Raw genomic sequence first — 26,024 nt, 5'->3', positions numbered from 1 at the left:
GGCGGCCCCGTTCACGCCGTCCGGAGCACGCAGTGGGTGCCCCCGTAGATGGCGGTCATGCACTTGTTGCAGTGGTTGCACAGCGACCGGGCGGCCTCGTCCTCCTGCATGCGGTTGACCAGATCCGGGTCCCGCAGCAGCGCCCGCGCGGCGGCCACGAACTGGAAACCCTCGGCCATCGCCTCGTCGATGATCGCCCTGTTCGTGATGCCCCCGAGCAGGACCAGCGGCATCTTCAGCTGCGACCGGAACTGCTTGGCATCCTCGAGCAGGTAGCCGTCGCGGTACGGGTACTCGCGCAGGAAGTGCTTGCCCACCAGCTGGATCCCGAGCTTCGTGGGCTGCGGCATCACGGCGGCGAAGTCACGCAACGGCGCGTCGCCCTTGAACAGGTACATCGGGTTGAGCAGGGAACTGCCGGCGGTGAGCTCGAGGGCGTCGAGCGAGCCGTCGGCCTCGAGCCATTTGGCCACCTGGATCGACTCGTCGAGCCAGAAGCCGCCGGGCACACCGTCGTCCATGTTGAGCTTGGCGAGGATCGCGATCTTGTCTCCCACGGCGTCGCGGACGGCGCGGGCCGCTTCCCGCGCGAAGCGGGCGCGGTTCTCGAGCGAGCCGCCGTACTCGTCCTTGCGCTTGTTGATCTTCGGGCTCAGGAACGAGCTGATCAGGTAGTTGTGCCCGAAGTGGATCTCCACGGCGTCGAACCCCGCCTCGACGGCGCGGCGCGCGGCCTCGGCGTGGCCCTCGGTGATGCGGGCGATGTCCGCCTTGGTCGCGGGCTTGCTGAAGTTCTGGGTCGTCATGCGGAAGGCGCGGCTCGGCCCGAGGGCGGGGGTACCCAGGTACTTGGCGGCGGCGACCGGTCCGGCGTGCCCGATCTGCGCCGACACCGCGGCGCCCTCGGCGTGGATCGCGTCGGTGAGCCTGCGCATGCCGGGCCGGGTCTCGTCGGTCCACTGCAGCTGGCCGGGCGCGGTGCGGCCGTCGGGGGCGACGGCGCAGTACGCGACCGTCGTCATGCCGACGCCGCCGGCGGCGGGCCGGCGGTGGAACTCGATGAGCTCGTCGGTGACGAGCCCCTTCGGGGTGAGCCCCTCGAACGTGGCCGCCTTGATGACCCGGTTGCGCAGGGTCAGCGGACCGAGCTTCGCGGGGGCGAAGGGATCGATCCTCGTCGTCGGGTTGTCGAGAAATGTGGACATGCGGTTGCTCCTCCGGCAGCGATTCTGCGCCGAACGTAGCCCCGGCTGTCGGGTGGATCACGGGAAGTCCCGCTCAGTGGTAACCACTTCCGCGGCCGCGATCCGGCATGAGAAATTGCAGTGGCACGCCTCACACGCGGCCGCGGCCGGGGTGGGGTTCCAGGTCCATCGCAGCAGGTGACACGGTATTCACGTGACACGAAGGAAAGGTCCCCGCATGACTGCGTCCGCAGATCCCCGGCTGTACCTCGACGAGGTCGTCTCCCGCCTCACCGGCCCGGGTGGCCGGTTCGAGATCGTCGAGGAAGAGGTGCTCGGCGCCTCGATGCCGGTGATGAAGAACCGCGGCAAGGCCGTCGGCGACCTGCTCGCCGACTCCCTGCGCTGGGGCGACCGGGACTACCTCGTCACCGCCGACCGCCGGCTGTCGTTCACCGAGCACGCCGCCGCGGCGTACTCCCTCGCCCACGCGTTGCGCGAGCAGTACGGCGTGGAGAAGGGTGACCGGGTCGCGATCCTGGGAGCGAACACGCCCGAATGGGTGATCGCGTTCTGGGCGAGCCAGGTACTCGGCGCCATCACCGTCGGCCTCAACGGATGGTGGGTGCCGCGGGAGATCGAGTACGGCCTGAAGCACAGCCGCCCGAAGATCCTCGTCGTCGACGCCAAGCGCGCCGCGGCCCTGGCCGACGTCGACACCAGTGGGATCACGGTCCTGACGATGGAGGAGGACCTGCCCCGGCTGATCGCGCAGTTCCCCGACGCCGTGCCGCCGCGCGTCGACATCGACGAGGACGACCCGTCCGTCATCCTCTACACCAGCGGCACCAGCGGCCGGCCCAAGGGCGCGCTGCACTCGCACCGCAACCTGCTCGCCGTCGTGGACTACCACCGGTTCAGCGACGCCCTGCTCGCCGCGTTCACCGGGCGGACCGCCGGCGACGACGTCCCCAGCGACCTGCGCTACCTGCTCACCTCGCCGCTGTTCCACATCGCGAGCCTGCACAACCTGGTGGTCCCGCGCCTGGCGACGGGCAGCGCCGTGATCATGCACCAGGGCTCGTTCGACGTCGACAAGGTGCTCGGCCTCATCGAGCGCGAACGCGTCACCAACTGGGGTGCGGTCCCCACGATGGCGTCGCGGCTGCTCGAGCACGACGACCTCGGCAAGTACGACCTGTCGTCGCTGACGGCGTTCGCGCTCGCGTCGGCGCCGTCGTCGATCGCGTTCAAGGACCGGCTGCGCGAGAAGGTGCCGTTCGCCCGCAACGCCCTCGTCGACAGCTACGGCCTCACCGAGTGCAGCACCGCCATCGCGGTGGCCAACTCCCAGGACCTCGAGGCGTTCCCCGGCACCCTCGGCCGGCCGATCATCACGGTGAGCCTCGAGATCCGCGACCCGTTCGGCGAGTGGTTGCCGGACGGCGTGGAGGGCGAGGTGTGCGTGCGCAGCCCGTTCGTCATGCTCGGCTACTGGGAGGACGAGGAGGCCACGGCCGCGGCCATCACCCCGGACCGGTGGCTGCGCACCGGCGACTACGGCGTCATCGAGAACGGCCGGCTGCGACTGACGGGCCGTCGCTCCGACCTGATCCTGCGCGGCGGCGAGAACGTCTATCCCACCGAGATCGAGCAGACCCTCGACGAGCACCCGGCGGTGCGCGAGTGCGCCGTGATCGGTGTTCCGCACCCCGACCTCGGCCAGGAGGTCGCGGCGGTCGTCGTCCTCGCCGACGGGGCGAGCGTGACGGAGGAGGAACTGCGCGAGTACACGGCCGAGCGTCTGTCGTACTTCAAGGTCCCCACCCGCTGGCGGATCACCTCCGACCTGCTGCCCCGCAACGCGACGGGCAAGACGGTGCGCCGCGAGGTCAGCATCTAGTTGCGCGGGGCGGTGCTTCTTGCGCGCGTTCTCACGCGCGCAAGAAGCACCGCCGGTCGCGGATGCGGCTACTGCGACCGGGACACGAACCCGGGATCCTCGACCGCCAGACGCTGGCGCACCGGCTCGGGCATCGTCGAGCACGAATCCTCGCTGGGCCGGTCGTCGGCGTGGTCGGCGGCCGAGTCCTCGATGCCCACCGACGCGACGATGTTCTCCCAGCCGCCCCAGCCGGCGAAGCGGGCGGGCAGATCGACGTTGGCGGCACCGTTGATATGGAACGCCGCGCTCGGGTACTGCGCATACGCGGGGGCCGCGACACCCCCGCCGGGCAGGCGCACGACGTCCTCCGGGTTGGGCAGCATGCCCGCGAGCTGCATCGCGTGGTACGGGTACATCTCCCACGGCGCGGTGTCGAAGTAGTACCAGCTGGCCGCACACACCCCGTACAGGTCGGGACCGAACTGCGCGTAGTTCAGGTACAGCTCCATGATGCGGGCGTCGGGAAGGGTGCTGCTCAGCAGGATCGACGGCACCGTCTCGACCGCCTTGCGGATCGCGCTCTGGTCGGGGGTGAAGAACATGTTCTTCGCGAGCTGCTGCGGAATCGTCGAATACGTCTGCTGCGGCGCACCCGTCAGATGGGCGCGGGCGCGGTCGGCGTAGTCGCCCCAGTGGAACGCCTGCGCACGAAGGCCCATCTGGTCGTCCTCGTGGGCGATCACCGAGGCGACGACGTAGCGGCTGACATGGTCGAGCGAGACGTACTGGTAGGTGACCGGGCCGTCGTCGATGCGCATGAACCGCGACGACGCCGGCGTCCACACCCGCAACGACGCGGTGGCCGTCAGCGCGATCAGCACGAGCGCCGCGACCGCGGCCCCGGCCCACTTCGCCCGCGTCGGCCACGGGTTGCGCGGCCGCTGCGCCGGCAGCGGGGGCTGCCCGGGCCGGGCGACGGGCGGCCACGGCGGTTCGGGCCGGCGGAATCCCGCGTATTCGGGCTCACGACGAGGCTGCGGCTCGGGCCGGCGAGGCCACTGCACCGCGGGGCGACGCAGGCGGGGCCCCTGCCCCGCGGGACGACGCAGCCGGCGCGGCTTCGGGCCGCGGTCCTGCGGTTCCCGGCGCACCGGCGCCTCGGGGGTCGCCGCCCAGGCGCGCAGGCGGGCGGCGACACACCGGGTGCACCGGCCCTCGACCCGCCGCTCGAACGGACCCACGATCCGGCCGCACGCTGCGCACCTGCCCGGCCTCATCGCTGCACACGCCTCCCGCTGATCACCGACACGACCCCTTCATCTTCGTCGCCGACGGTCACGGGCCGGTCTCGGGGGGTCGGGACCGGATGCTCAGTCCACCCGCGGCGCCCACTGGACGCCGTTGATGTGCGCGCCGCCGTCGACGAACAAGGTGTTGCCGGTGAGGTAGCGCGCACCGTCGCTCGCGAGGAACACCGCGACGGGTCCGATGTCGTCGAGCGGGTCACCGATGCGGCCCATCGGGTTGGCCTGCGCCGACGCCGCCGCCATCTGCGGGTCGGCCTCGGCCACCCGCCGGAACGCCTCGCTCTGCGCGCCGGGGCAGATCACGTTGCAGCAGATCTGCTTCGGCGCCCATTCCCGCGCCGCGGTGCGGGTGAGGGTGCGCAGCGCCTCCTTGGCGGCGTTGTACTGCACGGAGTACATGTGCGCGTTGACGCCGTTGAGCGAGCACAGGTTGATCACCCGGCCGGTGCCGTGGCGCTCGAGTTCCGGGAGGGCGCGCTGCATCGCCCAGAACGCCGCCATCACGGCCGTGTCGAATCCGGCGCGCAGCTGCTCGTCGGTCATGTTCTCGAACCGGGCGTACCCGGAGCCGCGCCAGGCGTTGTTGACGAGGACGTCGAGGCGGCCGAACCGTTCGGCCGCGCCGTCGACCGCGGCGTGGACCTGGGCCTTGTCGGTGACGTCGGTGCGCACGAAGTAGGCACGCGCACCCCACTCGTCGCGCAGCCACCGGGCGGTGGCATCGCCGGCCTGCTCGTCGATCTCGGCGACGACGACGTCCGCGCCCTCCCGCGCGTACGCCGCGGCGATGCCGCGCCCGATGCCCATGCCGGCGCCGGTGATCACTGCGACACGGCCGTCGAGTGCTCCCATGCGGATTCTCCTAGCGGGGACGCGGAACCGTCTTGTCGATGAACAGTCCCTCCACCGAGACGCACAGGTGCCCGTCGGCCGTCGTGATGCTGCCGACGGTGCGGATCTTGCGGCCGTCGACGGAGACGAGCCGGCCGGTGACGACGAGCGGCTCGAACAGCGGCGTGGGCCGGTGGTAGTTCGTCTCGAGCTTCGCCGTCATCCCGGACTTGCCGCCCCACGCGTTGGCAACACCCAGCACGTGGTCGAGGATCAGGGCCGACACCCCGCCGTGGACGCACCCGGGCGGACCCTGGTACGGCATCGTCAGCGTGACCGTGCCCCGCACCGAGCCGTCCTCGAGGCCCTCGAGGACCAGGGGCGGGGCGATGGCGTTCTCAGGCCCGGTGACGGGGTCGTGCCGGGTGACGCCCTCGCCGTTCCACATGTCGATCAGTCGTTCGGCGACCTCCGGGGCGTGTTCCTCGAGGTGGTCGGCGATGCTGTTCAGCTCCTCCGCGACCCGGTCGAGGTTGGCGTTGCCGCGGTCGGTGCGCAGCATGGCGTCGACGACGCGGCGCGCGGCGGCGGTCGCCCGGTCCACCGGCGCGTCCTGCGGCGCCGAGGTCAGCACCGTGCCGTGGGCGTGGGTGGCGGCTGTGGGATGGGTTCCGACCTTCACGGACGCACCTCCATGACGGCGTGGGTGAGGACGGGGGCGCCGTCGCGCTCCGGGCAGGTCGCCAGCAACGTCAGCCGGTCGCCGTCGCGCCAGACGGCGGTCTCGAGGGTCTCGCCCGGGAACAGCGAGCCGGCGAACCGCACCGAGTAGCTCTGCACCCGCGCCGGATCGCCGTCGAGCAGGCCGTCGACGACGGCCTTGCACACGATCCCGTAGGAGGCCAGACCGTGCAGGATGGGCCGGTCGAAACCGGCGGCCTGCGCGAACGCGGGTTCGGCGTGCAGCGGGTTCATGTCGCCGCTGAGCCGGTACAGCAGGGCCTGCCGCGTGCCGGTGGGCGAGACGAGGACGGTGTCGGCGTCGCGGTCGGGCACCGTGTGCGGCGTCTCCGGGCCGGGTTCGCCGCCGAAGCCGCCCTCGCCGCGGGCCCAGATCTGCATGCCGGTGGTCCACAGCGGCGCGCCCTCGGGGGTCGTCGCCGCCTGTTCGAGCACGATGACGGCGGCCTTGCCCTTGTCCCACACGTGCGCCACGCGCGACGAGATGTGCGCCGTCCCGGAGGTGGGGATGGGGGCGTGCAGCTGCAGCGACTGCCCGCCGTGCAGGATCCGGCGCAGGTCGATGTCGATGCCGGGCAGGTTCATGCCGACCGGTTTCAGCGCGCCGGCCGAGATGCCCTGGCCGGCCACCATCGCGAACGTCGGCAGCACCCGCAGGTCCTTCTCGTACACCCAGCGCAGCTCGGCCGGGTCGAGTCCGTCGCCGCCGGCGCCGAGCCCGAGGTGGTACAGCATGACGTCGCGGTCGGTCCAGACCGCTTCGCGCACAGTGGGTTCGGCGGACAATGCGGTCTTCGGGTCGATGGGCACGGTCAGTTCTCCTTCTCGTCCGCGGTTCCGGTGAGGGTTCCGGCCCGGTACAGCGTCACCACGCACGCGCCGCCGAGCCCCAGATTGTGTTGCAGGCCCACACGGGCGCCGTCGACCTGACGGCCGCCGGCTTCGCCGCGCAGCTGCCAGGTGAGTTCGGCGCACTGGGCCAGTCCGGTGGCGCCGAGGGGATGGCCCTTGGAGAGCAGCCCGCCCGACGGGTTGACCACCCACCGGCCGCCGTAGGTGGTGGCACCCGACTCGACGAGCTTGCCGCCCTCGCCGGGGCTGCACAGCCCGAGCCCCTCGTAGGTGATGATCTCGTTGATCGCGAAGCAGTCGTGCAGCTCGATCACGTCGACGTCGTCGACGGCGAGCCCGGACTCGGCGAACACCCGGGCGGCGGCCGCTCCCGTCATCGGGGCGCCGACGACGTCGATCATCGAGCGGCTGTCGAACGATTCACCGGTGTCGGTGGTCAACGCCTGCGCGACGATCTCGACGGCCCGGTCCTCGAGGCCGTGCTCGCGCACGAACGCCTCGCTCACCAGGACCGCCGCGCCGGCGCCGTCGGAGGTGGGCGAGCACTGCGAGCGGGTGAGCGGCGCATGGATCATCTTGTCGCCCAGCACCTGTTCGAGGGTGTACTCGTCGCGGAACTGCGCGTAGGGATTGTGCACCGAGTGCCGGTGGCTCTTCACCGCCACGGCGGCGATCTGCTCGGCGGTGGTGCCGTAGCGCTCCATGTGCTCGACCGCGGCGTTGCCGAACAGCTGTGCGGTCATCGGGCCGGTGCCCCACTCGTGCAGGTCGGTCATGACCTTCAGGTGGTGGTCGAGGGTGGTGACCTTCGGCAGTTCGCCGGTGCCGGTCAGAGAGGTGCGGGTCATCTTCTCGAACCCGACGGCCAGCGCGACGTCGGCCTGCCCGCCCTGCACCCAGTCCCGCGCCGCCATCAGCGCCGTGGACCCGGTGGCGCAGTTGTTGTCGACGTTGACGATCGGGATGCCGGTCAGTCCCACCTCGTACAGGGCGCGCTGACCGGCGGTGGACGGCTGGAACACGTAACCGACGGCGGCCCGCTGCACCCGCCCGTAGCCGATCCCGGCGTCGCGCAGGGCGGCGTCGACGGCCTCGCGGACCATCTCGGGGTATTCCCGCGCGCTGCTCTCGATCTTCTCGAACTTCGTCATCCCCACACCGACGACGAAGACGCGACGTCCTCGACCTGCCGATGTCATCGCCGTGCTCACTTCCCGGGCTCGGGGTCGCGGGGCAAGCCGAGCAGGCGCTCCCCGATGATGTTGAGCTGGACGTTGGTGGTGCCGCCGGCGATCGACATGCACTGGGAGTTGAGGAACATCTGCGTCGCCGACCGGCGGTCCTGCGCGCCGAGCAGGGCACGCGGTCCGGCCCAGTCCATCGCGACCTCCCACACCTGCTGGATGTGCTCGACGCCGAGCAGCTTCGCGACCGAGGACTCGGCGCCGGGCTGGGCACCGGCCAGCGACCGCAGCGTGGTGCGCAGCGCCATCAGCCCGCCGGTCTGCGCGTCGCACAGCACCTTCCCGAGGACGGTGGCCTGTTCGTCGTCGAGCCCGCCGGGCAGTTCGGCGGCCAGGTCGAGCAGGGCCTCGCCGCCGGAGCCGAGGGACGAGTCGTGCGAGAGAGAGACGCGTTCGTTGGCGAGGGTGGTGCGGGCGAGCTTCCAGCCGTCGCCGGGCTCGCCGACGAGGCAGTCGTCCGGGACGAAGACGTTGTCGATGAAGATCTCGTTGAACAGCGCCTCGCCGGTGATCTCGCGCAGCGGGCGGATGTCGAGGCCCTCGCTGCCGCGCATGTCGACGAGGAAGTACGACAGGCCCTTGTGCTTGGGAGCGGAGGCGTCGGTGCGGGCCAGGCAGATGCCCCAGTGGGCGTCGCGGGCCATCGAGGTCCACACCTTCTGCCCCTGCAGGATCCACCCGCCGTCGACCTTGGTGGCCTTCGTGGTCAGCGACGCCAGGTCCGAGCCCGCGCCGGGCTCGGAGAACAGCTGGCACCAGACGATGTCGCCGCGCAGCGACGGCGGCACGAACCGCTCGAGCTGCTCCGGGCTGCCGTGCGCGATCAGGGTCGGCACCACCCAGTTGCCGATGATCATGTCGTGCGGCCTCAGGCTCGCCGCGCGCAGTTCCTCGGCGATCACCAGCTGGGTGACCGCGTCGGCGCCCTTGCCCCACGGCGCGGGCAGATGCGGTGCGGTGTAGCCCTTCTCGGCGAGGTACGTGGTGCGGTCGGCGCCGTCGACCGCAGCGGCGGGCGCGAGCTCGCCGCGCACCTCGTCCCGGATCCGCTCCGCCTCCGGCGGCAGGTCGATGCCGAGGACGCGGCGGGTGCCGCCGCGGGTGAGGTCGGTGACCCGCCGGTGCCACGACGCGGTGGAGCCGAGCAGGATCCGCAGCGACTGGGCGCGGCGCAGGTACAGGTGCGCGTCGTGTTCCCACGTGTAGCCGATGCCGCCGAGGATCTGGATGCAGTCCTTGGCCACGGCGAACGCGGCCTCGGGGGCTGTGGCGCCGGCGACGGCGGCCGCGAGGGACGCTTCGTCGGCGCCGGCGCCGCCGGGGGTCAGGGCGCGGGCGGCGTCCCACGCGCACACGCGGGCCTGCTCGGCGAGTGCGAGCATGCGTGCGGCGCGGTGCTTGACGCCCTGGAACTGGCCGATCGGCCGGCCGAACTGGCGGCGCACGGCGGCGTACTCGGCGGCGGTGCGCACGCACCAGTCCGCGATGCCCGACGCCTCGGCCGCGAACAGGGCGGCCGCGAGATCGGTGACGCGCTGCGGGTCGATCCGCAGCACGTCGTCGGCGCCGAGCGCGAGCCGATCCACCTCGAACTGCGAATTGCCGCGTACCACATCGTGACCGGGCAGGTCCTCGACGTCGACCCGGTCGCGGTGCAGCAGCACCCAGGCGCGGTTGCCGGCGTCCTCGGCCGCGACGAGCAGCACGTCGGCGGTGTGGCCGCCGAGGACGAATCCGGACCGTCCGGACAGGGTGGTGCCGGCCGAGCCGCGCCCCACCCGCAACGTGCCCGGGTCGAGGGCGACGCCGGCGAGCGTGGCACCGTCCGCGAGACCGGCGAGTTCGGCGGTGCGGCCGGCCTCGCGCAGCACCGCGGCGGTCAGCACGGTCGGCAGGAACGGGCCGGGCACCATCGACCGGCCCAGTTCCTCGATGACCACCGCGAGTTCGACCAGACCGAAGCCGGCGCCGCCGACCTCCTCGGGCAGGTGCAGCCCGAGCACACCGAGTTCGGCGAGCGAGCCCCAGAACGCGGGACGGGCGTCGGTCTTGGCTTCGACGGCCTGGCGCACCACGTCGGCGGTGACGTGGCGGGCGGCCCAGCCGCGCACCGCGTCGCGCAGGTCGCGGTCCTCGTCTGTCAGTCCAATGGTCATGTCGGCCTCGCGGATTCGATGGTGGTGGTCAGATGCGTTCGATGACGGTGGCGGTGGACAGTGCGCCGCCCGCGCACATGGTGACCAGTGCCGTCGACCGGTCGGACCGCTCGAGCTCGTGCAGTGCGGTGGTGAGGAGGCGGGCACCGGTCGACCCGACGGCGTGACCGAGGGCGATGGCGCCACCGTTGACGTTGACCTTGGACATGTCGGCGTCGAGCACCTGCGCCCACGACAGCACGACCGAGGCGAACGCCTCGTTGATCTCGACGAGATCGATGTCGTCCAGCGTCATCCCGGCCTTGCCGAGCACGTGGCGGGTGGCGTCGATCGGGCCGTCGAGGTGGTAGTACGGGTCCGACCCGACCATGCCCGAGGCAACGATCCGGGCACGGGGCCGCAGGCCCAGCTCCCGGGCGCGCTCGGCGCTGGTGAGCAGGACCGCGGCGGCGCCGTCGCTGATCTGCGACGCGGAGCCCGCGGTGTGGATGCCGCCCTCGACGACCGGCTTCAGCGCGGCCAGGCCTTCGGCGGTGGTCTCGCGCAGGCCGCCGTCGCGGCTGACGACGGTGGTCTCGCCGGTGGGCACGCCGTCGACGAGGACGGGCGCCTCGGTGGGGACGATCTCGCGGTCGAACCGGCCCTCGGCCCAGGCGGCGGCGGCGCGGCGCTGCGACTCGAGGCCGAAGGCGTCGGTGTCGCCGCGCTTGATGCCGCGGTTGGCGGCGATGCGCTCGGCGGAGGTGAACTGGTCGCCCATGTCGATGGTCCAGTCGTCCGGGTAGGGATTGCCGGTCTCGGGGGTGAGGGCCTGGCCGAGGAACACCCGGCTCATGGATTCGACGCCGCAGCCGATGCCGGCGGTGATCTGGCCGGAGGCGATGAGGCCGGCGACGATGTGAACGGCCTGCTGGGAGGAGCCGCACGCGCAGTCGATCGACGTGGCGGCCGTCGTGTAGGGCAGGCCGGCGTGCAGCCACGCCTGCCGGGTGATGTTGTTGGACTGTTCCCCGGCCTGGGTGACACATCCGCCGACGACCTGGCCCACCTGGTCGGCGGCGAGGCCGGCGCGCTCGAGGACGGCGCGCTGCGCGGTGCCGAGCAGGGTGGCCGGGTGCAGACCGGACAGGACGCCCCGGCGGCGGCCGACGGGGGTACGGGCCGCGTCGACGATGACTACGTCGGTCATGAGCTGGCTCCTCGGAACATGAGTGCTGGGCAGGTGTCGATGGGACGCGCCGGTGCACAGAACCGGAACGCGTTCACTTTTGGAATGTATTCCATTTCTTACGCCACGGCAATGGCCCATTTCGGACCCGATGCAGGTCTACGCCACACAGACAGAATAAGAATTCATTCCAGTTCTGGAGGCATGCCACGGTTCGAGACACGGGTGCGCGACCGGGGAGGTCAGACGGAGGGTGCCGGGCTCGCGTTCGCCGGGCTCGCGTTCGACAGGCCCGCGAGCAGCAGCTCACACGCCACCCGCAGGTCGGACTCCGCGTCGGGAACCGAGATCCGGCCGTTGAGACTCGACTGGATGATCCCGAACCACGCCTGCTCGAGGACCCGCACGAGCGTCGCGTCCCGTTCGGTGACGTACTCGAGCCCGGCCGCCCGATAGAGCACCTCGCGGAAGCGGTGGTCGATCTTCGCGACGTCGGGAATGGAGGTGGCCTTGGCGGTGCTCGTGGACTGAATCATCGCCGTCGCCAGCAACGGCCGTCGCCGCAGCGCCCGCGTCGCCCGCACGAGCGCCTCGTAGACGGCCTCCTGCGGGGTGGCGTCCGGGTTGGTGCGCTGGGCCATCCGCTCGCTCATCTGATCGATCTGATCGACCATGACCGCCACGAACAGGTGCGTCTTGGACGGGAAGTACCGGTACAGGGTGCCGATGGCGACGCCGGCCATCTTCGCGACCTCGTGCATCTGCACCCGTTCGAGTTCCTTCTCGGTCGCCAGGCTCGCAGCGGCGTCGAGGATGCGCCCGAACCGCGCGCGTTGCTCGGCGGACGTCGGCTCCGCGGCGTCCCGCGCTTCGGCAACTCTGGGCACGGGGGTCCTCCTCCGTCGTCTCGTCTCTGCGGCGATGCCGCGCCGCCCAGCATCCCGCGTTCCGCGCCGAGCCGCCGGAGATCTTCCGCTCAGTGGGACGCGCGCGTGCTCGGCGCACGAGAGGGAGGATACAGCGATCCCGGGCACCCCTCGTTCCAGCAGGTGGCGGCTCAGATCAGGTTGTCCTCCACCGGCAGGCCGAATGCGCCCCGTCCGTACATCGCGAGGGCGCGTTCGGGATCGTTGGCGACGTGCACGCTGCCCGCGTGTGCGTCACGCCACGCCCGCTCGACGGGGGTCCCCCGGCCGAGCGAGTTGCCGCCCGAGGTCTTGAACAGCAGATCGATCGCCTCGACGGCCCGCTCGGTGCCCCGCACCTGGTCTCGGCGCAGCCGCAGCCGCAGCCGCGTCGGCAGCGGCTGCCCCGCCACCGCCAGCTCGTACAACTCCCGGATGTTGCGGTCCGTCTGGAGGATCGCCGCGTCGATCTCCGAGGCGGCCCGGGCGACGGCGACCTGCGCGAACTGGTCCTCGGCGAACCGGCCCCCGCCCAGGCTCAACCGCACCCGGCTCCGCATCGCGCCCAGATACTGCTCGTAGCACCCGGCGACCGTTCCGATCACCGGCGCGGCGACGGCGGTGGTGAAGATCGCGGCGAACGGCAGCCGGAACAACGGTCCCGGGTTCACCGCGTGGCCGGGGGCCCGCAGCTGCGCCAGGTCGTAGTTGCGCACCGTGCGGTGGTGCGGCACGAACGCCTTGTCGACGGAGATCTCGTTGCTGGCGGTTCCGCGCATGCCCACGACGTCCCACACGTCCAGGATCCGGTAGTCGCTGCGCGGCACCAGGACGGTCATGAAGTCCACCGGCCGGCCCTCGGCACCGACGACGAGTGCCCCGAGCAACGCCCAGGTCGCATGCTCGCACCCGGACGAGAACCGCCAGTTGCCCGACAGCCGGAATCCGCCGTCGACCGGGACGAGTTCGCCGACCGGCGCGTACGACGAGGACAGCAGCGTCGAATCGTCCTGCTCCCACACGTCGTCCTGGGCCTGCGGGTCGAACAGGCCCAGGTGCCAGGAGTGGACCCCGAGGATCGACGTCACCCAGCCCGTCGACCCGCAGGCCCCCGAGATCTCCCGCACCACCTCGTAGAAGCGCACGGGGTCGCATTCGAGACCGCCGTACCGGGCGGGCTGCAACATCCGGAACACCCCCGCCGCGGCCAGGTCCTGCACGGTCTGGTCCGGCACCCGGCGCGAGTCGTCGACCGTCTGCGCGCGCTCCGCGATGGACGGCAGCAGTTCGCGCACCTTCGTCAGCACGTCGTCGGGCATCGGCGTCACTCCTTCGTGACCGGGGCGGGTACGGGCTCCCCATCGTGCGGCGCCGTCGCCGCGGCCCGCCGGAACGTGTCCCGGACAGTGGGATCGCCGCACCCCCGGTGACCGGCCTCACCTAGCGTCGATCCCACAGGTCGCAGGCGGCTGCCGTCCCCCGGCCCACCCGCGCACAGCACCGAGGTGCTCCATCCGATACGACATTTCCTCCGAAAGGACGGACGACAGTGAGCTCCAGCAAGTCCGACGACGTCGAAGTTCGCGAGATCGTGGCCGGTGCCGCGCCCACCCGGTTCGCCCGGGGCTGGCACTGCCTGGGCCTGTCCGAATCCTTCAAGGACGGCAAGCCGCATTCGGTCCACGCCTTCGGCACCAAGCTCGTGGTCTTCGCCGACAGCAACGGCAACCTGAAGATCCTCGACGCGTACTGCCGGCACATGGGCGGCGACCTCAGCCAGGGCACGATCAAGGGCGACTCGGTGGCCTGCCCCTTCCACGACTGGCGCTGGGGCGGCAACGGCCGGTGCACGTCGATCCCCTACGCGCGGCGCGTTCCGCCGATCGCGAAGACCCGCGCGTGGCACACCCTCGACCAGGACGGAATGCTGTTCGTCTGGCACGATCCCGAGGGCAACCCGCCGCCCGCCGACGTCACCATCCCCCGCATCGAGGGCGCGACGAGCGACGAGTGGACCGACTGGGTCTGGTACACCACCGAGGTCGACACCAACTGCCGCGAGATCATCGACAACATCGTCGACATGGCGCACTTCTTCTACGTGCACTACTCGTTCCCCACGTACTTCAAGAACATCTTCGAGGGCCACGTCGCGACGCAGATCATGCACGGTCAGGCGCGGGAGGACATGCGGCCGCACGCCGACGGCCAGCCGAAGCTCGTCGGCAGCCGCTCCGAGGCGGCGTACTTCGGTCCGTCGTTCATGATCGACGACCTGCAGTACAAGTACGAGGGCTACGACATCGACTCGGTGCTGCTCAACTGCCACTACCCCGTCACCGAGAACAAGTTCGTCCTGATGTACGGGATCATCGTGAAGAAGTCGGACGCCCTCGGCGACTCGGCCGACGAGACGGCCCGCAAGTTCGGTGACTTCATCGCCCGAGGCTTCGAGCAGGACGTCGAGATCTGGAAGAACAAGACGCGCATCGAGAATCCGCTGCTGTGCGACGAGGACGGCCCCGTCTACCAGCTGCGCCGCTGGTACGAGCAGTTCTACGTGGACGTTGCGGACGTCAAGCCGGAGATGACCGAGCGGTTCGAGTTCGAGATGGACACCACCCGCCCGGTGGCGGCGTGGATGAAGGAGGTCGAGGAGAACCTCGCCCGCAAGACGGCAACCGAGGAGGCGGCGACCAGCGATGCAGCCCCTGCAGTGCACTGAGTGCGGCGCCCGGGTTCTCGTCGCCAAGAACAGCTGGGAGCACACCTCCGTCCAGTGGAACGAGCAGGCGCGGTCCCGGTGCCCGGAGATGCGTGAGCAGGGTGGGCAGGACTCCCGGCCCGGGGCGCCGCGCCGCGGTTGCGCGAAACTCGCCGAGACGATCACGTGGGCCGCGACCGAAGGCCGCCTCACCGTCCTCGACGACACCCCGGTCCCGGGACCGATCGTCCAGTAAGTCAGCCGGAAAGGAACTTTCGTGATCGACGTCAAGCAGTACGGCCCCTGGGCCGTCATCGCCGGCGGCTCCGAGGGCGTCGGTGCCGCGTTCGCCGACGAGCTGAGCAAGGCGGGGCTGAACCTGGTGCTCGTCGCCCGCAAGCCCGGCCCGCTCGAGGAGACCGCCGAGAAGGTCCGCGGCAACGGGGTCGAGGTGCGCACCCTCGCGCTCGATCTGCTCGCAGACGACGCGGTCGAGCAGCTCCGTCAGGCGACCGCCGACGTCGAGGCGGGTCTGCTCATCTTCAACGCCGGCGCCAACAGTTACGGTCACGAGTTCGTCTCCGGCGACCTCGACGGCTTCCGGGGCGTGATCACCCTCAACATCGACCGGCAGCTGGAACTTTCGCACCTGTTCGGGTCGAAGATGAAGGAGCGCGGACGCGGCGGCATCATGCTGCTCGGCTCGCTCGCCGGCTACATGGGGTCCGAGCACCAGAGCATCTACGCGGCGTCGAAGGCGTTCAGCCGGGTCTTCGCCGAGAGCCTGTGGCTCGAACTCGCCCCGCACGGGGTGCATGTCGTCGAACTCGTCCTCGGTGTGACCCGCACCCCGGCGATGATCCGCGCCGGGCTGAACTTCGACATCCCCGGCATGCTCGTCGCCGAACCGGAGGAGGTGGCCCGGGAGGGCCTCGAACACCTCACCGACGGGCCGGTGTGGGTGGCCGGCGGCAACTACGACGCCGCGGTCAAGCGCAGCGGGTTCCCCCGCGACAAGCTCGTCCGGGGCGCGGCCGAGGCGATGCGCAAGCTGCTGAACAGGAGCTGACCGAACGGATTTCCGGGGCGTCGGTGTGAAAGCACCGCCGCGGGGGTACCTTACACACGATCGGGTCGGCCGGACTGCGCACATTCCATGACAGTCGGTCCACCGTCGACTTGCTGCGCAGGACGGCCGGCCCGATCGGTTCTCGTATCCGCACTGCCCACCCGCCGAGCACGGCGGGTGGGCAGTTCGTTTCTGTGCGGGTCGAGCGCCGGCCGGGTCGACGGCCGCGCCGGCGGGACCTGCGAGCTCGGTGCGTCGTCGGTAGGCGCGGACCGCCACTGCGTTCCGAGCAGAGCGCCGACGATCCTGTCCTGCAGGCGCACCGGGGTCATGGCGCAGCCGTAGCCGACGATCACCACGAGCCATGGCAGGTCGCGGCGGGCGCACCGCCGGGCAACAGCACCGACAGGTGCGTCACGAGCAGCGTCTCGACGACGCCGAGCAGCACGGCGGGAACCATGCGAGCGGGTGCGGCCCTCCCGCGGTTTCGATTGCGATGCCTAGTCGAATCTAACGCCCCGGGAGAGACCACTGTGAAGTCTGACGGAGAACTCATGGACATACACAATGCCTACGATCTGACCGGCTCGTACCGTGCCGCCGCGCAGCTGTGCGGCTGCTCGCACAACACCCTCAAGAAGGCCGTCGAGGACCGGGCTGTGGGTTTGCCGCCGACAGTGCGGCGCGCCCGGTTGATCGACGACTGGCACAACGTGCTGGAGGGGTGGGTGGCCGAGTCCCCAGCAGGATCCGCGGCGACGTCTCGCGCCGGCGGTTGCAGGCGCTCGGCTATACCGGCACCGACCGTACTCCCGGGCGAGCTGGCAGAGATCAAAACCCGATGGTGACTCGGCGATACACGGGTGCACCGCCCGTGGGTGACCGAACCGGGGTGGTGGCTGCAGTACGACTTCGGGGGACGGCCCGGTCGTGGACGACCGCAAACTGGTCCTGCTCGTCGCGTAGCTGGTGTGGTGGCAGTTCCGGGTGGTGCTCGTGTTGCGGGACCGGACCGCGGACTCACCGAGGCCGCAGAGCACCGAGCGGCAATTGCGGTGGCGATCGCCGAATTGGACCGTACCGATGCGCTGTTGACCGCCGTCGACGAACGCGTCGAGGAACTGGGTTCGCTGCTGAAATCGGTGGCCGGCAAAACGGTCGCGGCGCTCGATCTGCTCGAGTCCGAACCGCTCGACCCGCAGGCACACGCCTCCCGCCTCCAGCAGGCCCTGACACTGGTCGTCGCCGTTCGCGACATCGCCGCGACCCCGGTGGTCGACGAATCCGGCGAGCTGACCGAGCACAGCGCGACCCTGACCGTGCGCCACCGACCGATGACCAAGGAGACTCCCCATGCCTGAACCCAAGAAAGTGCCCGGACCGACCGTGCATGTCGGGGAAATGCTCGATCCCGCGCGGGGGCACTGTCGGCCGTCGACGGTTTCGCCGCCTTGAACCAGATGGTCACCGCCGCGCAGGACTGCCTCCGCCTCCACGCCCTCGAAACCACCAAACGGGCCCGGCTCAAGGCCTACGCCGACACGGAAGTCGCGCGGATCAAGGCAGCCGAGTCCATCCTCAAGGACTACTTCGAGCACGCGTTCGCGGACCGGCGTGCCACCTTCGACGGCCTGTTCACCCGACTCGACCAGGCTCTCGAGCAGGAGAACGCCGACGCCGTCAACGCGGTCCTGCGCGGCATCGTCGACGTCGCCCGCACCTCCCCACTGGCCGATCTCGGGGACCTCAGCCAGATCCGGGCCGCGCTCGACGACCCGGACCAGGTGTGGGAGCTGTAATCTTGATTCAGCATTCTGGTCCAGACTCGGGGCCCTGCGCCGCCTCCGACGTCGGAGCGGATTCGACCGTCCCCGATTCGCTGTCCATGCCTCGGGGCTGGGCGTCCTTGCGCGGCAGAGAGCAGTAGGTGAAGGTACCGCCGTACAAGCCGACCGAACATGATGGATAAGCACGATTATCCATCAAGATCGCGTCGGGAAGGGATGTGGAGGTAGGTCGCGTGTACGGGTGTCCGGCGCCGACGTGCTTCCGGTGCGGCCGCTACCTGAAACGACAACCACTCCGAGCGGAACCCGCACATGGGTGTGCACGGCATAAGACACAGGACCACGGTGCGCGTACTCCACCCGGCACCGCGCGTCGCCGATGCCGCCGTCGGAGCGACAGTCCGGCCGTCGACGGGAGCTTGGTGGACGGCCCGAGGGCGATGCCCCAGCCACGGATCGAGCGGCCGCATCGATCGGTGATATCGATGTGCAGGACATTGACAATGTGCGGATGGCCGGTCAGTCTGCGCGGCTGCGCGCTGTTCCCGAAGGAACCGCGCCCGATACTGCTCGTCGAGGTCGGCGTGAGGACCTTCACCGCCACCGTCCGGTCCAGCGAGGTCTGCGTGCAGCGGTAGACGACGCCGAAACCACCCCGGCCGATCTCGTGGGCATCCTCGAACCCGGCCGCCGCGAGCTCCGCCACGACCGAACCTGACACCTCACGCTGCGTCGCGGACGGATCGACATCGGCCATCGCTATGCCAATTCATCCGGACCGGGCACTACCGAGGAAGGCACGGCTGCTTACCTTTCGATGAGGTACCCCTACAGTATCGTCGACAGCGGGCACCCGACCGACGTCTCCATCAGATTGCATGACACCGGGAAATCAGATCGACCCTCGCGCGGCTCGCCCCTGCGGCCACGAGCCGGAGCCCGGCAGTGCCTCCGCGAAGCTCTAAGCCCCATCGCGCGCTAAAACGATGCGCCAGAAAAGGCCCCAATACTCCCGGCAATCCTCTCGTACACCTCAGGTATGGAGGTCGTCGAGCTTGGTGAGAACTTGCAGCATCACTTCGTCGGCACCACCGCCGATGGACGTCAGGGCCATGTCCCGAAGGAAACGGGCAGTCCAGGTTTCCTCCATGTAGCCGAGACCACCGTGGTACTGCAGACAGGTCGCGGCCACCTCCCGGGAGAGCCGGCCGATCTCGAGCTTGGCCACCGTCGCATAGCGGGTCGTATCCTCGCCACGCATGTAGGCCTCGGCGCAGGCGTAGTTGTACTGCCGCAGCATATCGAGACGGGCATACAGCTCGGCGAGCCGGAACGCGAGGTGCTGGTTGTCGATGAGCGCCTTGCCGAACGCAGTCCGGTGCTTGAGGTAGTCGCGGGTCCGGTCGAGGGCTTGCTGCAGGCCGCCGACCCGGTCGTAGGCCGCGCTCATGCGTTCGTTCTGGAACTGGGTCATCTGCTGTTGGAAGCCACGCCCGATCTCACCGATGGTATTGGCTACGGGGACCCGCACATCCGTGAACGTCAGCTCGGCGGTGTCGGAAGACCGCATTCCCAACTTGTCGAGCTTGCGGGACACCGCGAAGCCCGGAAGGTCGGTCGGTACCACTATTTGAGAGAAACCCTTCGCGCCGGGCTCGTCGGAGGTCCGGGCGAGCAAGCAGATCCAGTCCGCCTGGGTTCCGTTCGTGATGTACAGCTTCGACCCGTTGATTACCCAGTCGTCGCCGTCACGCACTGCGCGGGTGCGAAGCCGTGCGACGTCCGATCCGGCGTCGGCTTCGGTCACGGCGATCGAACACACCGCCGTGCCGGCGATTGCGGGCGCGAGATACGTTTGTTTGAGTTCTTCGCTTCCGAAGCGGTGCAGCGACGGGGTGGCCATATCGGTCTGGACTCCGATCGCCATGGCGACTCCGCCGGCGTCGATCCGGCCGAGTTCTTCACGCAGGACGACCGTGTACAGGTGATCGGCGTCCTGCCCGCCGTAGGCGCTGTCGTATTCGAGACCGAGCAGGCCGAGGGCGCCGAGTTTGGAGAACAGCTCGTGTGCCGGGAAACCGCCGGCTGCTTCCCACTCGTCGACGTACGGCTGGATTTCCTTGTCCACGAACTGGCGGACCATCTTGCGGAACGCGATGTGTTCCTCGGTGAACATCACCATGTGGGTGATTCCTCTCTGTCTGCGTCGATCACTGATCGACTACCAGCAGGTGCCCGGCGTGGCGGAAGGCGGCAGCCGAGCAGGGGCCGGTCGAGCCTGCCGGCCGTTCGTCCGGCCCCTGCTGCGGTCGTCTAACTCGTCAGGCCGAGCCGATCGCGGAGCCACCGACCCGCGCGGGCGATCGTGGTGTCGGCTTCGGCGGATTTGCCGGCCATGAAGAGGTAGACGTGCTGTTGGCCGGATTGAATCTCCAGCGTCACGTCGACACCCGCGTCGCGTGCCTTGTCATGAAACCGTTCGGCATTGTCCTGCAGCGTTTCCGCGTCACCCGCGCTGACGAAGACGGGCGGCAACCCGTCCAGATCGGCGTACAACGGGTTGGCGAGCGGTTCGGTCCGCGGGGTTTCACCAAGGTAGAGCGAGACCATCAGCTCACTGACGTCACGGGAGACCAGGGCCTCACTGTCGGCGTTACTCTCCATCGTCTTGCCCAGGTTTTCCATATCCAGCCATGGGGAGAAGCCGATTATGGCGGCCGGCAGCGGTTCGCCGAGCTCGCGCAGCTTCAGGACGGTAGTGATAGCAAGGTTTCCCCCCGCCGAGTCGCCCGCGGTAGCGGTGTTCTCCGGCCGGTAGCCCTGCGCACGCAACCACTTGTGCACGGCGATGAGGTCGTCGATTTGGGCGGGAAAAGGGAACTCCGGCGCCAGTCGATAGTCCGGAATGATCGCTTGGACTCCGGCGGCCTTGGCGACGTGCGCGGCAAGCTTGCGGTGGCTGGCTGCGGACCCGGTCACGCAGCCTCCACCATGGGCGTACACCAGGATGTGGTCCTTGCTTGCGCCAGCTGGCCTGGCGAGGATGGCGGACACGCCTCCGGCGTCGATGCTCTCGTACGTGACATCGGTTGGCTCGGCCGAGAGGGACTCCAGGCTGTCGAGCATATTGCGGAGCGTCGCGATGTCCATCTCCGGATTGGCTGCCATGCGAGCGGACATCGCGGTGTAGCTGTCCTTCAACGCATTAGGAAGAGCGGTACCCATGCTGTTCTCCTGTTGCTCGGTCACGATGTCTTGGTCAGAGTGAAGCCTTCGAAGCCCTCGTCGATGCAGGCTTGGCATTCCTGTCGATAGGCTCCGGCGCCAGCGAAGTAGAACAACACCGCGTGCGGCTTTCCGGGAATGTTGTCTCCGAGCCACCAGATGCGCTCGGCCCTGACCAGAACTGTCGCGTTGACGATGTCGTCGAGGTGTTTGCGCCATTGTTCGACCGCGCCGGGTTCGGCCTCCATCCGTTCGATCCCATTGTCGTGCATGTGCTGCAGGGCAGTCCCGATCCACTCGACGATCCCCTCGGCCACAACGGGGATATTGGCGAAAGGTGTCTGTGGTCCGCATACCATGAACATGTTGGGAAAACCGTCCACACCGATCCCGAGGTGCGTGCGCGGTCCGCGCTCCCACTTGGAGCGCAGCTCCACGCCGTCGCGGCCCCGGATGTCGATCTGATTCAAGGTCCCGGTCACCGCGTCGAATCCGGTGGCGAAGATGATGATGTCAGCCTCGTACTCGTCGTCACCGACCCGGATCCCCTTGGGCGTGATCCGACTGATCGGGGTCGTGCTCACGTCCACGAGTCGCACATTGTCGCGATTGTAAGTCTCGTAGTAGTAGTGCCCGAGCGGGGGCCGCTTGCTGCCGATCGGATGGTCTTTCGGGCAGAGCAGTTCGGCGGTGGCCGGATCCTCGACGACCGTACGGATCTTGTTCCGGACAAAATCCGAGACGATCTTGTTCGTTTCGTCGTTGACGAGGATGTCGTCGAAAGTCTCGAAGAGGAATCCGAACCCCCCGATCTCCCAAGCGCGTTCCAGAATCCGCTGCTGCTCTTCCGGGGTAACGTCGGACCCGGTACGCCCGGCGAGGTCCATGGGGAAGCCGTAGAAGTGCTGGCGCGCCTGCTCCCAGATGGCGTCGTAGTTGGCCTTGATCGCGCGGTCCTCGAAGTCGGTGAGGATGTCGTTGCGTGCGGGTAGGGCCCAGCTCGGGGTGCGCTGGAAGACGGTGAGCTGTGCAGCCTCACGCGCGACCAGGGGAATGATCTGCACCGCCGTGGCCCCGGTACCGACGACGGCGACCCGCTTGCCGGCGAAGTCGACGCCCTCCTTCGGCCACCGTCCGGTCAGGAGCCACTGGCCCTCGAAATCGGCGAGCCCGTCGAAATCGGGCAGGTAGGGCTGCGACAGCGGTCCCGTGGCCGTGATGAAGTATCGGCAGGTGTAACTCTGCCCCCGGTCGGTGGTGACGGTCCAGGTGGTGCTGGCGTCGTCGAAGACGGCCGACTCGACCCTCGTGTCGAATTCGATGTCGCGCCGCATGTCGAACCGGTCGGCCACGTGTTCGAAATACGACAAGGTTTCGGGCTGGGTCGGATACCGCTCGCGCCACCGCCAGTCCTGCTGCAACTCCTCGGAGAAAGAGTAAGCGTAAACCCAGCTTTGACTGTCGGTGCGGGCTCCGGGGTAGCGGTTCCAGTACCACGTTCCGCCGACGTCGGAGCCGGCTTCGATCACTCGTGCCGACAGGTCCAGGCCACGCAGCTCCTGCAACATCCGCAACCCGCTGAAACCTGCGCCGACGACCACCGCATCGAAGTCGGTAGACCTCGGCTGGGTGGCATCTCGGTGCGGGTCGGTCTGTATCGACATGTCTGGCTCCGTTTCCGTCCGTGCTCGCGGCGCAGGCGCCTAAGAATGACTGTGTTCCGGGGATCAAATCGACCCCAGCAATTTTCGGGGGTGTCAGCTCGCGGCTGAATGTGCTGTTGACGCTGCCCGCTGAGCACTGTGCGCGTCAATAACGCAGAGGTCGTTGGGTGATAGGAAACCCAGATCGGGTGCTACTCAAATGATGTCTAGCTTCGGTAACTCTCGGACACGAGACTTCGGATGAGGGCCCGGTCAATCGAGCCTCCCTGACGAATAGGAGTGAGAACGATGTCCCTGCGTCCGGAACTCGGTGGTGTCGCGCCCTTGACCATCAATCTCGTGCAGCGCGTCTGCCTCGGTGATCTGCCGACACGCGCGACGCAGCAGTTCCCGCACCGACCAGCGGTCGTCGACGGTAACGCCGTGCTGACCTACAGCGAACTGGAGGCCCGGTCGAACGCCGCCGCCGCTGGACTGCTCGACCTCGGTCTACACAGGGGCGACGTGGTGGCGATAATGATGCCCAACTGCTGGGAGTTCCTGGTGACGTTCTTCGGCTGCGCGAAGATCGGCGCGGTGTGCATGCCGGTCAATACCGGTCTCACGGCCGAGGGCGTGGCATTTCAGTTCGACGACGCCCGTCCGGCCGTGGTTGTCGTCGAGGAATCGCTCGTGGCACTGCTCGAAACGGCCCTTGCCGCGTTCCCGACGACATCGTCGGTACAACGCGTCGTGACGGCACGTGCGGACAGTCCGCGCTCCGAGCTCGCCGGCATCCCGGTGATGCCGTTCGCGGCGCTGATAGACGCGACGGTTCCCCCGGTCGAGGTCATAGTTGAGGACCGAGATATCGCCCAGTGCCTGTACACCTCCGGTACTACCTCGCGTCCCAAGGCCGTCCTGACCAGCCATGTTGCAGTGATGATGGCCGCGCTGAGTACTTGCGTGCAATTTCGACACGAACGGGGAAATAGTTGCTCGGTTTTCCCCATCGTGCTGCCTCTATTTCACGTCACTGCCCTGAACTGTCTGACGTTGCCGGTGCTGCTTACGGGTGGGACCGTGGTGCTCCATCGCAGCTTCGATCCGAATGCACTTCTGCATGATCTCGCCACCAGACAAGTCACTCATTTGATGCTGCTGCCGGTCATGTGGGGTCAGCTGGTGGACGCGGCGGGCAAGGGAGCGCCCGGCAGGGAGAACGTACGGATGGCGATCTATGCCATGGCTCCGATGAGTCAGCAGCGTCTGGATGAGGTGCGCGAGGTGTTCCCGAACGCCGATGTCGTGCTCGGATCTGGCCAGACCGAGTTCATCCCGCCGTCGGTGATGCAGTGGCCGTCGCACCAGTGGGACAAGAATGTCTCATGGGGCACCGCCGTCATCACAACCGACGTGCGCATCATGGGGCCGAACGGCGAGCTGCTGCCGCGCGGGCAGGAAGGCGAGATTGTCTACCGCGGCCCGCAGGCGATGCAAGGCTACGGCAACAATGAGGCGGCCAATACGGCTGCCTTCACGCACGGGTGGTTTCACAGCGGCGACGTCGGCTACCTCGACGACGAAGGCGTCTTGTGGTTTACCGACCGGATCAAAGACATCGTCAAGTCCGGAGGGGAGAACGTCTCCTCTGTGGAGGTCGAGCGAGCCCTGCTGGGCCATCCGGACGTGGCCGATTGTGCGGTCGTCGGGATGCCGGATGACCGGTGGGGCGAGAGCGTGACAGCAGTAGTGGTCCCGGTCCCCGGGCGAACAATCGCCGACGACGCGATCCGCAGCTTCGCGAAAGAGCACCTGGCCGGATACAAGGTACCGAAACGCGTTGTCGTGGTCGACGGACTGCCCAAGACCAGCACCGGCAAGATCCAGAAGCACCGAGTGCGCACGCAGCTCGAGTCTCGGTCTCAGTCGTAAAGGCAGAGTCTGCTGACTTCCTCGAGATAACCGGAGATCGCCAGAAGGTGCGGCACGTCTCGCTCGGACGCGGCTCATCGGGCGAACGATCGAATCGGTTCACCGCTAAACGATTCCGCTGTCTTCTGCTGAACCAGACTTCATCGCAGCCGCTGACCACCCTTGTCAGGCATCGGCTCTCGCGCGAACCGCAGAAGATCCGCCCGGCTATGAAGAAGCCTTCGGGGACGCGGCGACGGGACGAGTGCGTAACACGACCCTTGAACCGTAACTGCCGTCAAGGTCGAACGCATTCGGTCACCGATGCGCCGACAGATCACCTCGGCGTTCTCGGCAAATGCGATCTCATCATGTCGTGTCTGGCCAGGCTGACTGGCGACGGTGATCGTTGACGGCGCCCACGCCGGTCAATGGCACGATCCTTGGGGCAGGGTCCCCGAGAACCATCAAGCGCTCCGCGCGGCGGCATCACCACCTCCTCGAACCCCGCCGTGAACTCCTATCTGTCCACGGTTTCCACCGGCGGGGGACGCACATACGACCCGACCCGTTCGTCGCTGAGGCGCCAGAAATCCATCGTACCGCGGCCGGCAAGTTCGACAATCGGCTCGTCGCGCCGATTGCATCAGCTTGAGAGATGTGGCCTCCGCCAGGCGATGGTTGCGACCGGCACACAACACTCATCGATCATCGAGCAGAGGCTTGATGTCCAGCGGTCATCGGATGCAGGTGGGCGAACGAGTGGCCCGTCCATCTCACCGTCGTCGGGCACGCTTAGGGGATGTCTCATTTGGGGAGCTTCTTCCAGCAGGTCAGCGCGGCGGCGAGTTGGAGGAAACCGGCGAAGTGCTCGCCGTGACGTTCGTAGCGGATCGTCAGCCGGCGGTAGCCGGTCAGCCACGCCAGGGTGCGTTCGATCTTCCACGAAACTTGATCGACGATGCCGCATGTGTGTCGCGGAAGGGGCTTAGCGGCGGCTCGAACAGCTTCCCGGTGGCATGTCACCCCCCGGAGGAGCCCCACCGTGATTGCGCGGCCGGCCTCAGCGGCCATGTGAACCAGCTGGACCGCCTGCGCCAAATCGCGAATGACGTTCAGGGCTTCTCAATAAACATGTGTTCGACCGGCTGAATTCGAACTCACGCGGCGAGCGGTTCGGCAGAATCGCACCGACGTCACGTCCAGTCGGGAGGATCTGCGACAGCTGCGGCTGCAGATGTAGAGCTTCGGCGCTGCGCGACAGAGACGCCTTCTTCGGCGGCGGCAACAAAGATCCGCTGTGACCGCGGACCAGGTAAGTCGACACGGTTACCGCGGTGAACCAGAGCATACGGAGCGGACCGCACCTGAGGAATAGGCTTGAATTGCTCATTCGTAACCCGATTGAA

Annotated in this window: 22 protein-coding genes and 1 pseudogene; 8 read left to right on the top strand and 15 right to left on the bottom strand. The window is 68.6% G+C overall.

What is annotated here, in order from left to right; genetic code table 11:
* Positions 1-11: 11 nt before the first annotated feature.
* A complete protein-coding gene (locus ACWPOB_RS17395; protein WP_100058025.1) occupies positions 12-1,205 on the bottom strand; it encodes an NADH:flavin oxidoreductase in 1,194 nt (397 codons plus the stop codon).
* A 217-nt stretch (positions 1,206-1,422) separates the two neighbouring features.
* On the opposite strand from ACWPOB_RS17395, the gene ACWPOB_RS17390 reads away from it, so the two are divergent.
* Entirely contained in the window at positions 1,423-3,087 is a 1,665-nt protein-coding gene (locus ACWPOB_RS17390; protein WP_455401594.1) for a class I adenylate-forming enzyme family protein, read from the top strand.
* Positions 3,088-3,155: 68 nt separating this feature from the next.
* On the opposite strand, the gene ACWPOB_RS17385 is transcribed toward ACWPOB_RS17390, so the two are convergent.
* The 9 genes from ACWPOB_RS17385 to hsaA all read right to left on the bottom strand — a co-directional run bounded on the left by ACWPOB_RS17385 (position 3,156) and on the right by hsaA (position 13,592).
* A complete protein-coding gene (locus ACWPOB_RS17385; protein WP_455401593.1) occupies positions 3,156-4,310 on the bottom strand; it encodes a transglycosylase domain-containing protein in 1,155 nt (384 codons plus the stop codon).
* 129 nt (positions 4,311-4,439) lie between these two features.
* A complete protein-coding gene (locus ACWPOB_RS17380; protein WP_455401592.1) occupies positions 4,440-5,228 on the bottom strand; it encodes an SDR family NAD(P)-dependent oxidoreductase in 789 nt (262 codons plus the stop codon).
* Positions 5,229-5,238: 10 nt separating this feature from the next.
* On the bottom strand, positions 5,239-5,889 hold the full coding sequence (locus ACWPOB_RS17375) for a hotdog domain-containing protein (RefSeq protein WP_165038348.1): 651 nt from the start codon (positions 5,887-5,889) through the stop codon (positions 5,239-5,241).
* Positions 5,886-6,758, bottom strand: a complete 873-nt coding sequence (locus ACWPOB_RS17370; RefSeq protein WP_455401591.1) for a MaoC/PaaZ C-terminal domain-containing protein — start codon at positions 6,756-6,758, stop codon at positions 5,886-5,888. The genes ACWPOB_RS17375 and ACWPOB_RS17370 overlap by 4 nt, the downstream gene beginning before the upstream one ends.
* Positions 6,759-6,760: 2 nt before the next feature.
* A complete protein-coding gene (locus ACWPOB_RS17365; protein ID WP_455401590.1) occupies positions 6,761-7,999 on the bottom strand; it encodes a lipid-transfer protein in 1,239 nt (412 codons plus the stop codon).
* Between the two features lie 8 nt (positions 8,000-8,007).
* Positions 8,008-10,200 (bottom strand): acyl-CoA dehydrogenase, encoded by a 2,193-nt coding sequence (locus ACWPOB_RS17360; protein WP_455401589.1) that lies wholly within the window; start codon positions 10,198-10,200, stop codon positions 8,008-8,010.
* 28 nt (positions 10,201-10,228) lie between these two features.
* A complete protein-coding gene (locus tag ACWPOB_RS17355; RefSeq protein ID WP_455401588.1) occupies positions 10,229-11,389 on the bottom strand; it encodes a steroid 3-ketoacyl-CoA thiolase in 1,161 nt (386 codons plus the stop codon).
* 221 nt (positions 11,390-11,610) lie between these two features.
* Positions 11,611-12,255 carry a TetR family transcriptional regulator gene (locus tag ACWPOB_RS17350; protein WP_010596079.1) on the bottom strand — a complete coding sequence of 215 codons (645 nt, stop codon included), beginning with the start codon at positions 12,253-12,255 and terminating at the stop codon, positions 11,611-11,613.
* A 170-nt stretch (positions 12,256-12,425) separates the two neighbouring features.
* Positions 12,426-13,592, bottom strand: a complete 1,167-nt coding sequence (hsaA, locus tag ACWPOB_RS17345) for a 3-hydroxy-9,10-secoandrosta-1,3,5(10)-triene-9,17-dione monooxygenase oxygenase subunit (RefSeq protein WP_455401587.1) — start codon at positions 13,590-13,592, stop codon at positions 12,426-12,428.
* A gap of 230 nt (positions 13,593-13,822) precedes the next feature.
* Between hsaA and ACWPOB_RS17340 the strand changes: the two genes are divergently transcribed.
* From ACWPOB_RS17340 to ACWPOB_RS17315, 6 genes are all read left to right on the top strand, one after another.
* The gene (locus ACWPOB_RS17340; RefSeq protein ID WP_455401586.1) at positions 13,823-14,998 is read left to right on the top strand and encodes a Rieske 2Fe-2S domain-containing protein; all 1,176 of its coding nucleotides are present in this window, start codon (positions 13,823-13,825) and stop codon (positions 14,996-14,998) included.
* Positions 14,976-15,233, top strand: coding sequence for a hypothetical protein (locus ACWPOB_RS17335; protein WP_006935124.1), 258 nt, complete (start codon positions 14,976-14,978; stop codon positions 15,231-15,233). Before ACWPOB_RS17340 ends, ACWPOB_RS17335 begins: the two co-directional genes overlap by 23 nt.
* Positions 15,234-15,254: 21 nt before the next feature.
* Positions 15,255-16,046, top strand: a complete 792-nt coding sequence (locus ACWPOB_RS17330) for an SDR family NAD(P)-dependent oxidoreductase (RefSeq protein WP_455401585.1) — start codon at positions 15,255-15,257, stop codon at positions 16,044-16,046.
* A gap of 554 nt (positions 16,047-16,600) precedes the next feature.
* Positions 16,601-16,894, top strand: a complete 294-nt coding sequence (locus ACWPOB_RS17325; RefSeq protein WP_455401584.1) for a hypothetical protein — start codon at positions 16,601-16,603, stop codon at positions 16,892-16,894.
* Between the two features lie 123 nt (positions 16,895-17,017).
* Positions 17,018-17,407, top strand: coding sequence for a hypothetical protein (locus ACWPOB_RS17320; protein WP_165038356.1), 390 nt, complete (start codon positions 17,018-17,020; stop codon positions 17,405-17,407).
* A gap of 99 nt (positions 17,408-17,506) precedes the next feature.
* Positions 17,507-17,845, top strand: coding sequence for a hypothetical protein (locus tag ACWPOB_RS17315; protein ID WP_455401618.1), 339 nt, complete (start codon positions 17,507-17,509; stop codon positions 17,843-17,845).
* Between the two features lie 460 nt (positions 17,846-18,305).
* Here the strand turns inward: ACWPOB_RS17315 and ACWPOB_RS17310 are convergent.
* From ACWPOB_RS17310 to ACWPOB_RS17295, 4 genes and pseudogenes are all read right to left on the bottom strand, one after another.
* Positions 18,306-18,590: pseudogene (locus ACWPOB_RS17310) on the bottom strand (protein kinase domain-containing protein); the annotation flags it as partial.
* 276 nt (positions 18,591-18,866) lie between these two features.
* The gene (locus ACWPOB_RS17305; RefSeq protein ID WP_346772954.1) at positions 18,867-20,012 is read right to left on the bottom strand and encodes an acyl-CoA dehydrogenase family protein; all 1,146 of its coding nucleotides are present in this window, start codon (positions 20,010-20,012) and stop codon (positions 18,867-18,869) included.
* A gap of 134 nt (positions 20,013-20,146) precedes the next feature.
* Entirely contained in the window at positions 20,147-21,082 is a 936-nt protein-coding gene (locus ACWPOB_RS17300; RefSeq protein ID WP_346772953.1) for an alpha/beta hydrolase, read from the bottom strand.
* On the bottom strand, positions 21,079-22,659 hold the full coding sequence (locus tag ACWPOB_RS17295; protein ID WP_165042400.1) for an NAD(P)-binding domain-containing protein: 1,581 nt from the start codon (positions 22,657-22,659) through the stop codon (positions 21,079-21,081). The genes ACWPOB_RS17300 and ACWPOB_RS17295 overlap by 4 nt, the downstream gene beginning before the upstream one ends.
* A gap of 351 nt (positions 22,660-23,010) precedes the next feature.
* On the opposite strand from ACWPOB_RS17295, the gene ACWPOB_RS17290 reads away from it, so the two are divergent.
* Positions 23,011-24,636, top strand: a complete 1,626-nt coding sequence (locus ACWPOB_RS17290; RefSeq protein WP_165042398.1) for a class I adenylate-forming enzyme family protein — start codon at positions 23,011-23,013, stop codon at positions 24,634-24,636.
* A 786-nt stretch (positions 24,637-25,422) separates the two neighbouring features.
* Here the strand turns inward: ACWPOB_RS17290 and ACWPOB_RS17285 are convergent.
* On the bottom strand, positions 25,423-25,689 hold the full coding sequence (locus ACWPOB_RS17285) for a hypothetical protein (RefSeq protein WP_455401583.1): 267 nt from the start codon (positions 25,687-25,689) through the stop codon (positions 25,423-25,425).
* Positions 25,690-26,024: the final 335 nt, after the last annotated feature.

It is taken from the genome of Rhodococcus sp. 2H158 (assembly GCF_053764755.1).
This window is presented reverse-complemented; position numbering and strand designations above follow the sequence as displayed.

Coding starts and splice junctions, on each gene's coding strand:
- ACWPOB_RS17335 (WP_006935124.1), top strand. CDS start 14,976: ATGCAGCCCCTGCAGTGCACTGAGTGCGGCGCCCGGGTTCTCGTCGCC.
- ACWPOB_RS17285 (WP_455401583.1), bottom strand. CDS start 25,689: ATGGCCGCTGAGGCCGGCCGCGCAATCACGGTGGGGCTCCTCCGGGGG.
- ACWPOB_RS17365 (WP_455401590.1), bottom strand. CDS start 7,999: ATGACATCGGCAGGTCGAGGACGTCGCGTCTTCGTCGTCGGTGTGGGG.
- ACWPOB_RS17325 (WP_455401584.1), top strand. CDS start 16,601: ATGGACATACACAATGCCTACGATCTGACCGGCTCGTACCGTGCCGCC.
- ACWPOB_RS17290 (WP_165042398.1), top strand. CDS start 23,011: ATGTCCCTGCGTCCGGAACTCGGTGGTGTCGCGCCCTTGACCATCAAT.
- ACWPOB_RS17390 (WP_455401594.1), top strand. CDS start 1,423: ATGACTGCGTCCGCAGATCCCCGGCTGTACCTCGACGAGGTCGTCTCC.
- ACWPOB_RS17355 (WP_455401588.1), bottom strand. CDS start 11,389: ATGACCGACGTAGTCATCGTCGACGCGGCCCGTACCCCCGTCGGCCGC.
- ACWPOB_RS17360 (WP_455401589.1), bottom strand. CDS start 10,200: ATGACCATTGGACTGACAGACGAGGACCGCGACCTGCGCGACGCGGTG.
- hsaA (WP_455401587.1), bottom strand. CDS start 13,592: ATGCCCGACGACGTGCTGACGAAGGTGCGCGAACTGCTGCCGTCCATC.
- ACWPOB_RS17315 (WP_455401618.1), top strand. CDS start 17,507: ATGGTCACCGCCGCGCAGGACTGCCTCCGCCTCCACGCCCTCGAAACC.
- ACWPOB_RS17395 (WP_100058025.1), bottom strand. CDS start 1,205: ATGTCCACATTTCTCGACAACCCGACGACGAGGATCGATCCCTTCGCC.
- ACWPOB_RS17380 (WP_455401592.1), bottom strand. CDS start 5,228: ATGGGAGCACTCGACGGCCGTGTCGCAGTGATCACCGGCGCCGGCATG.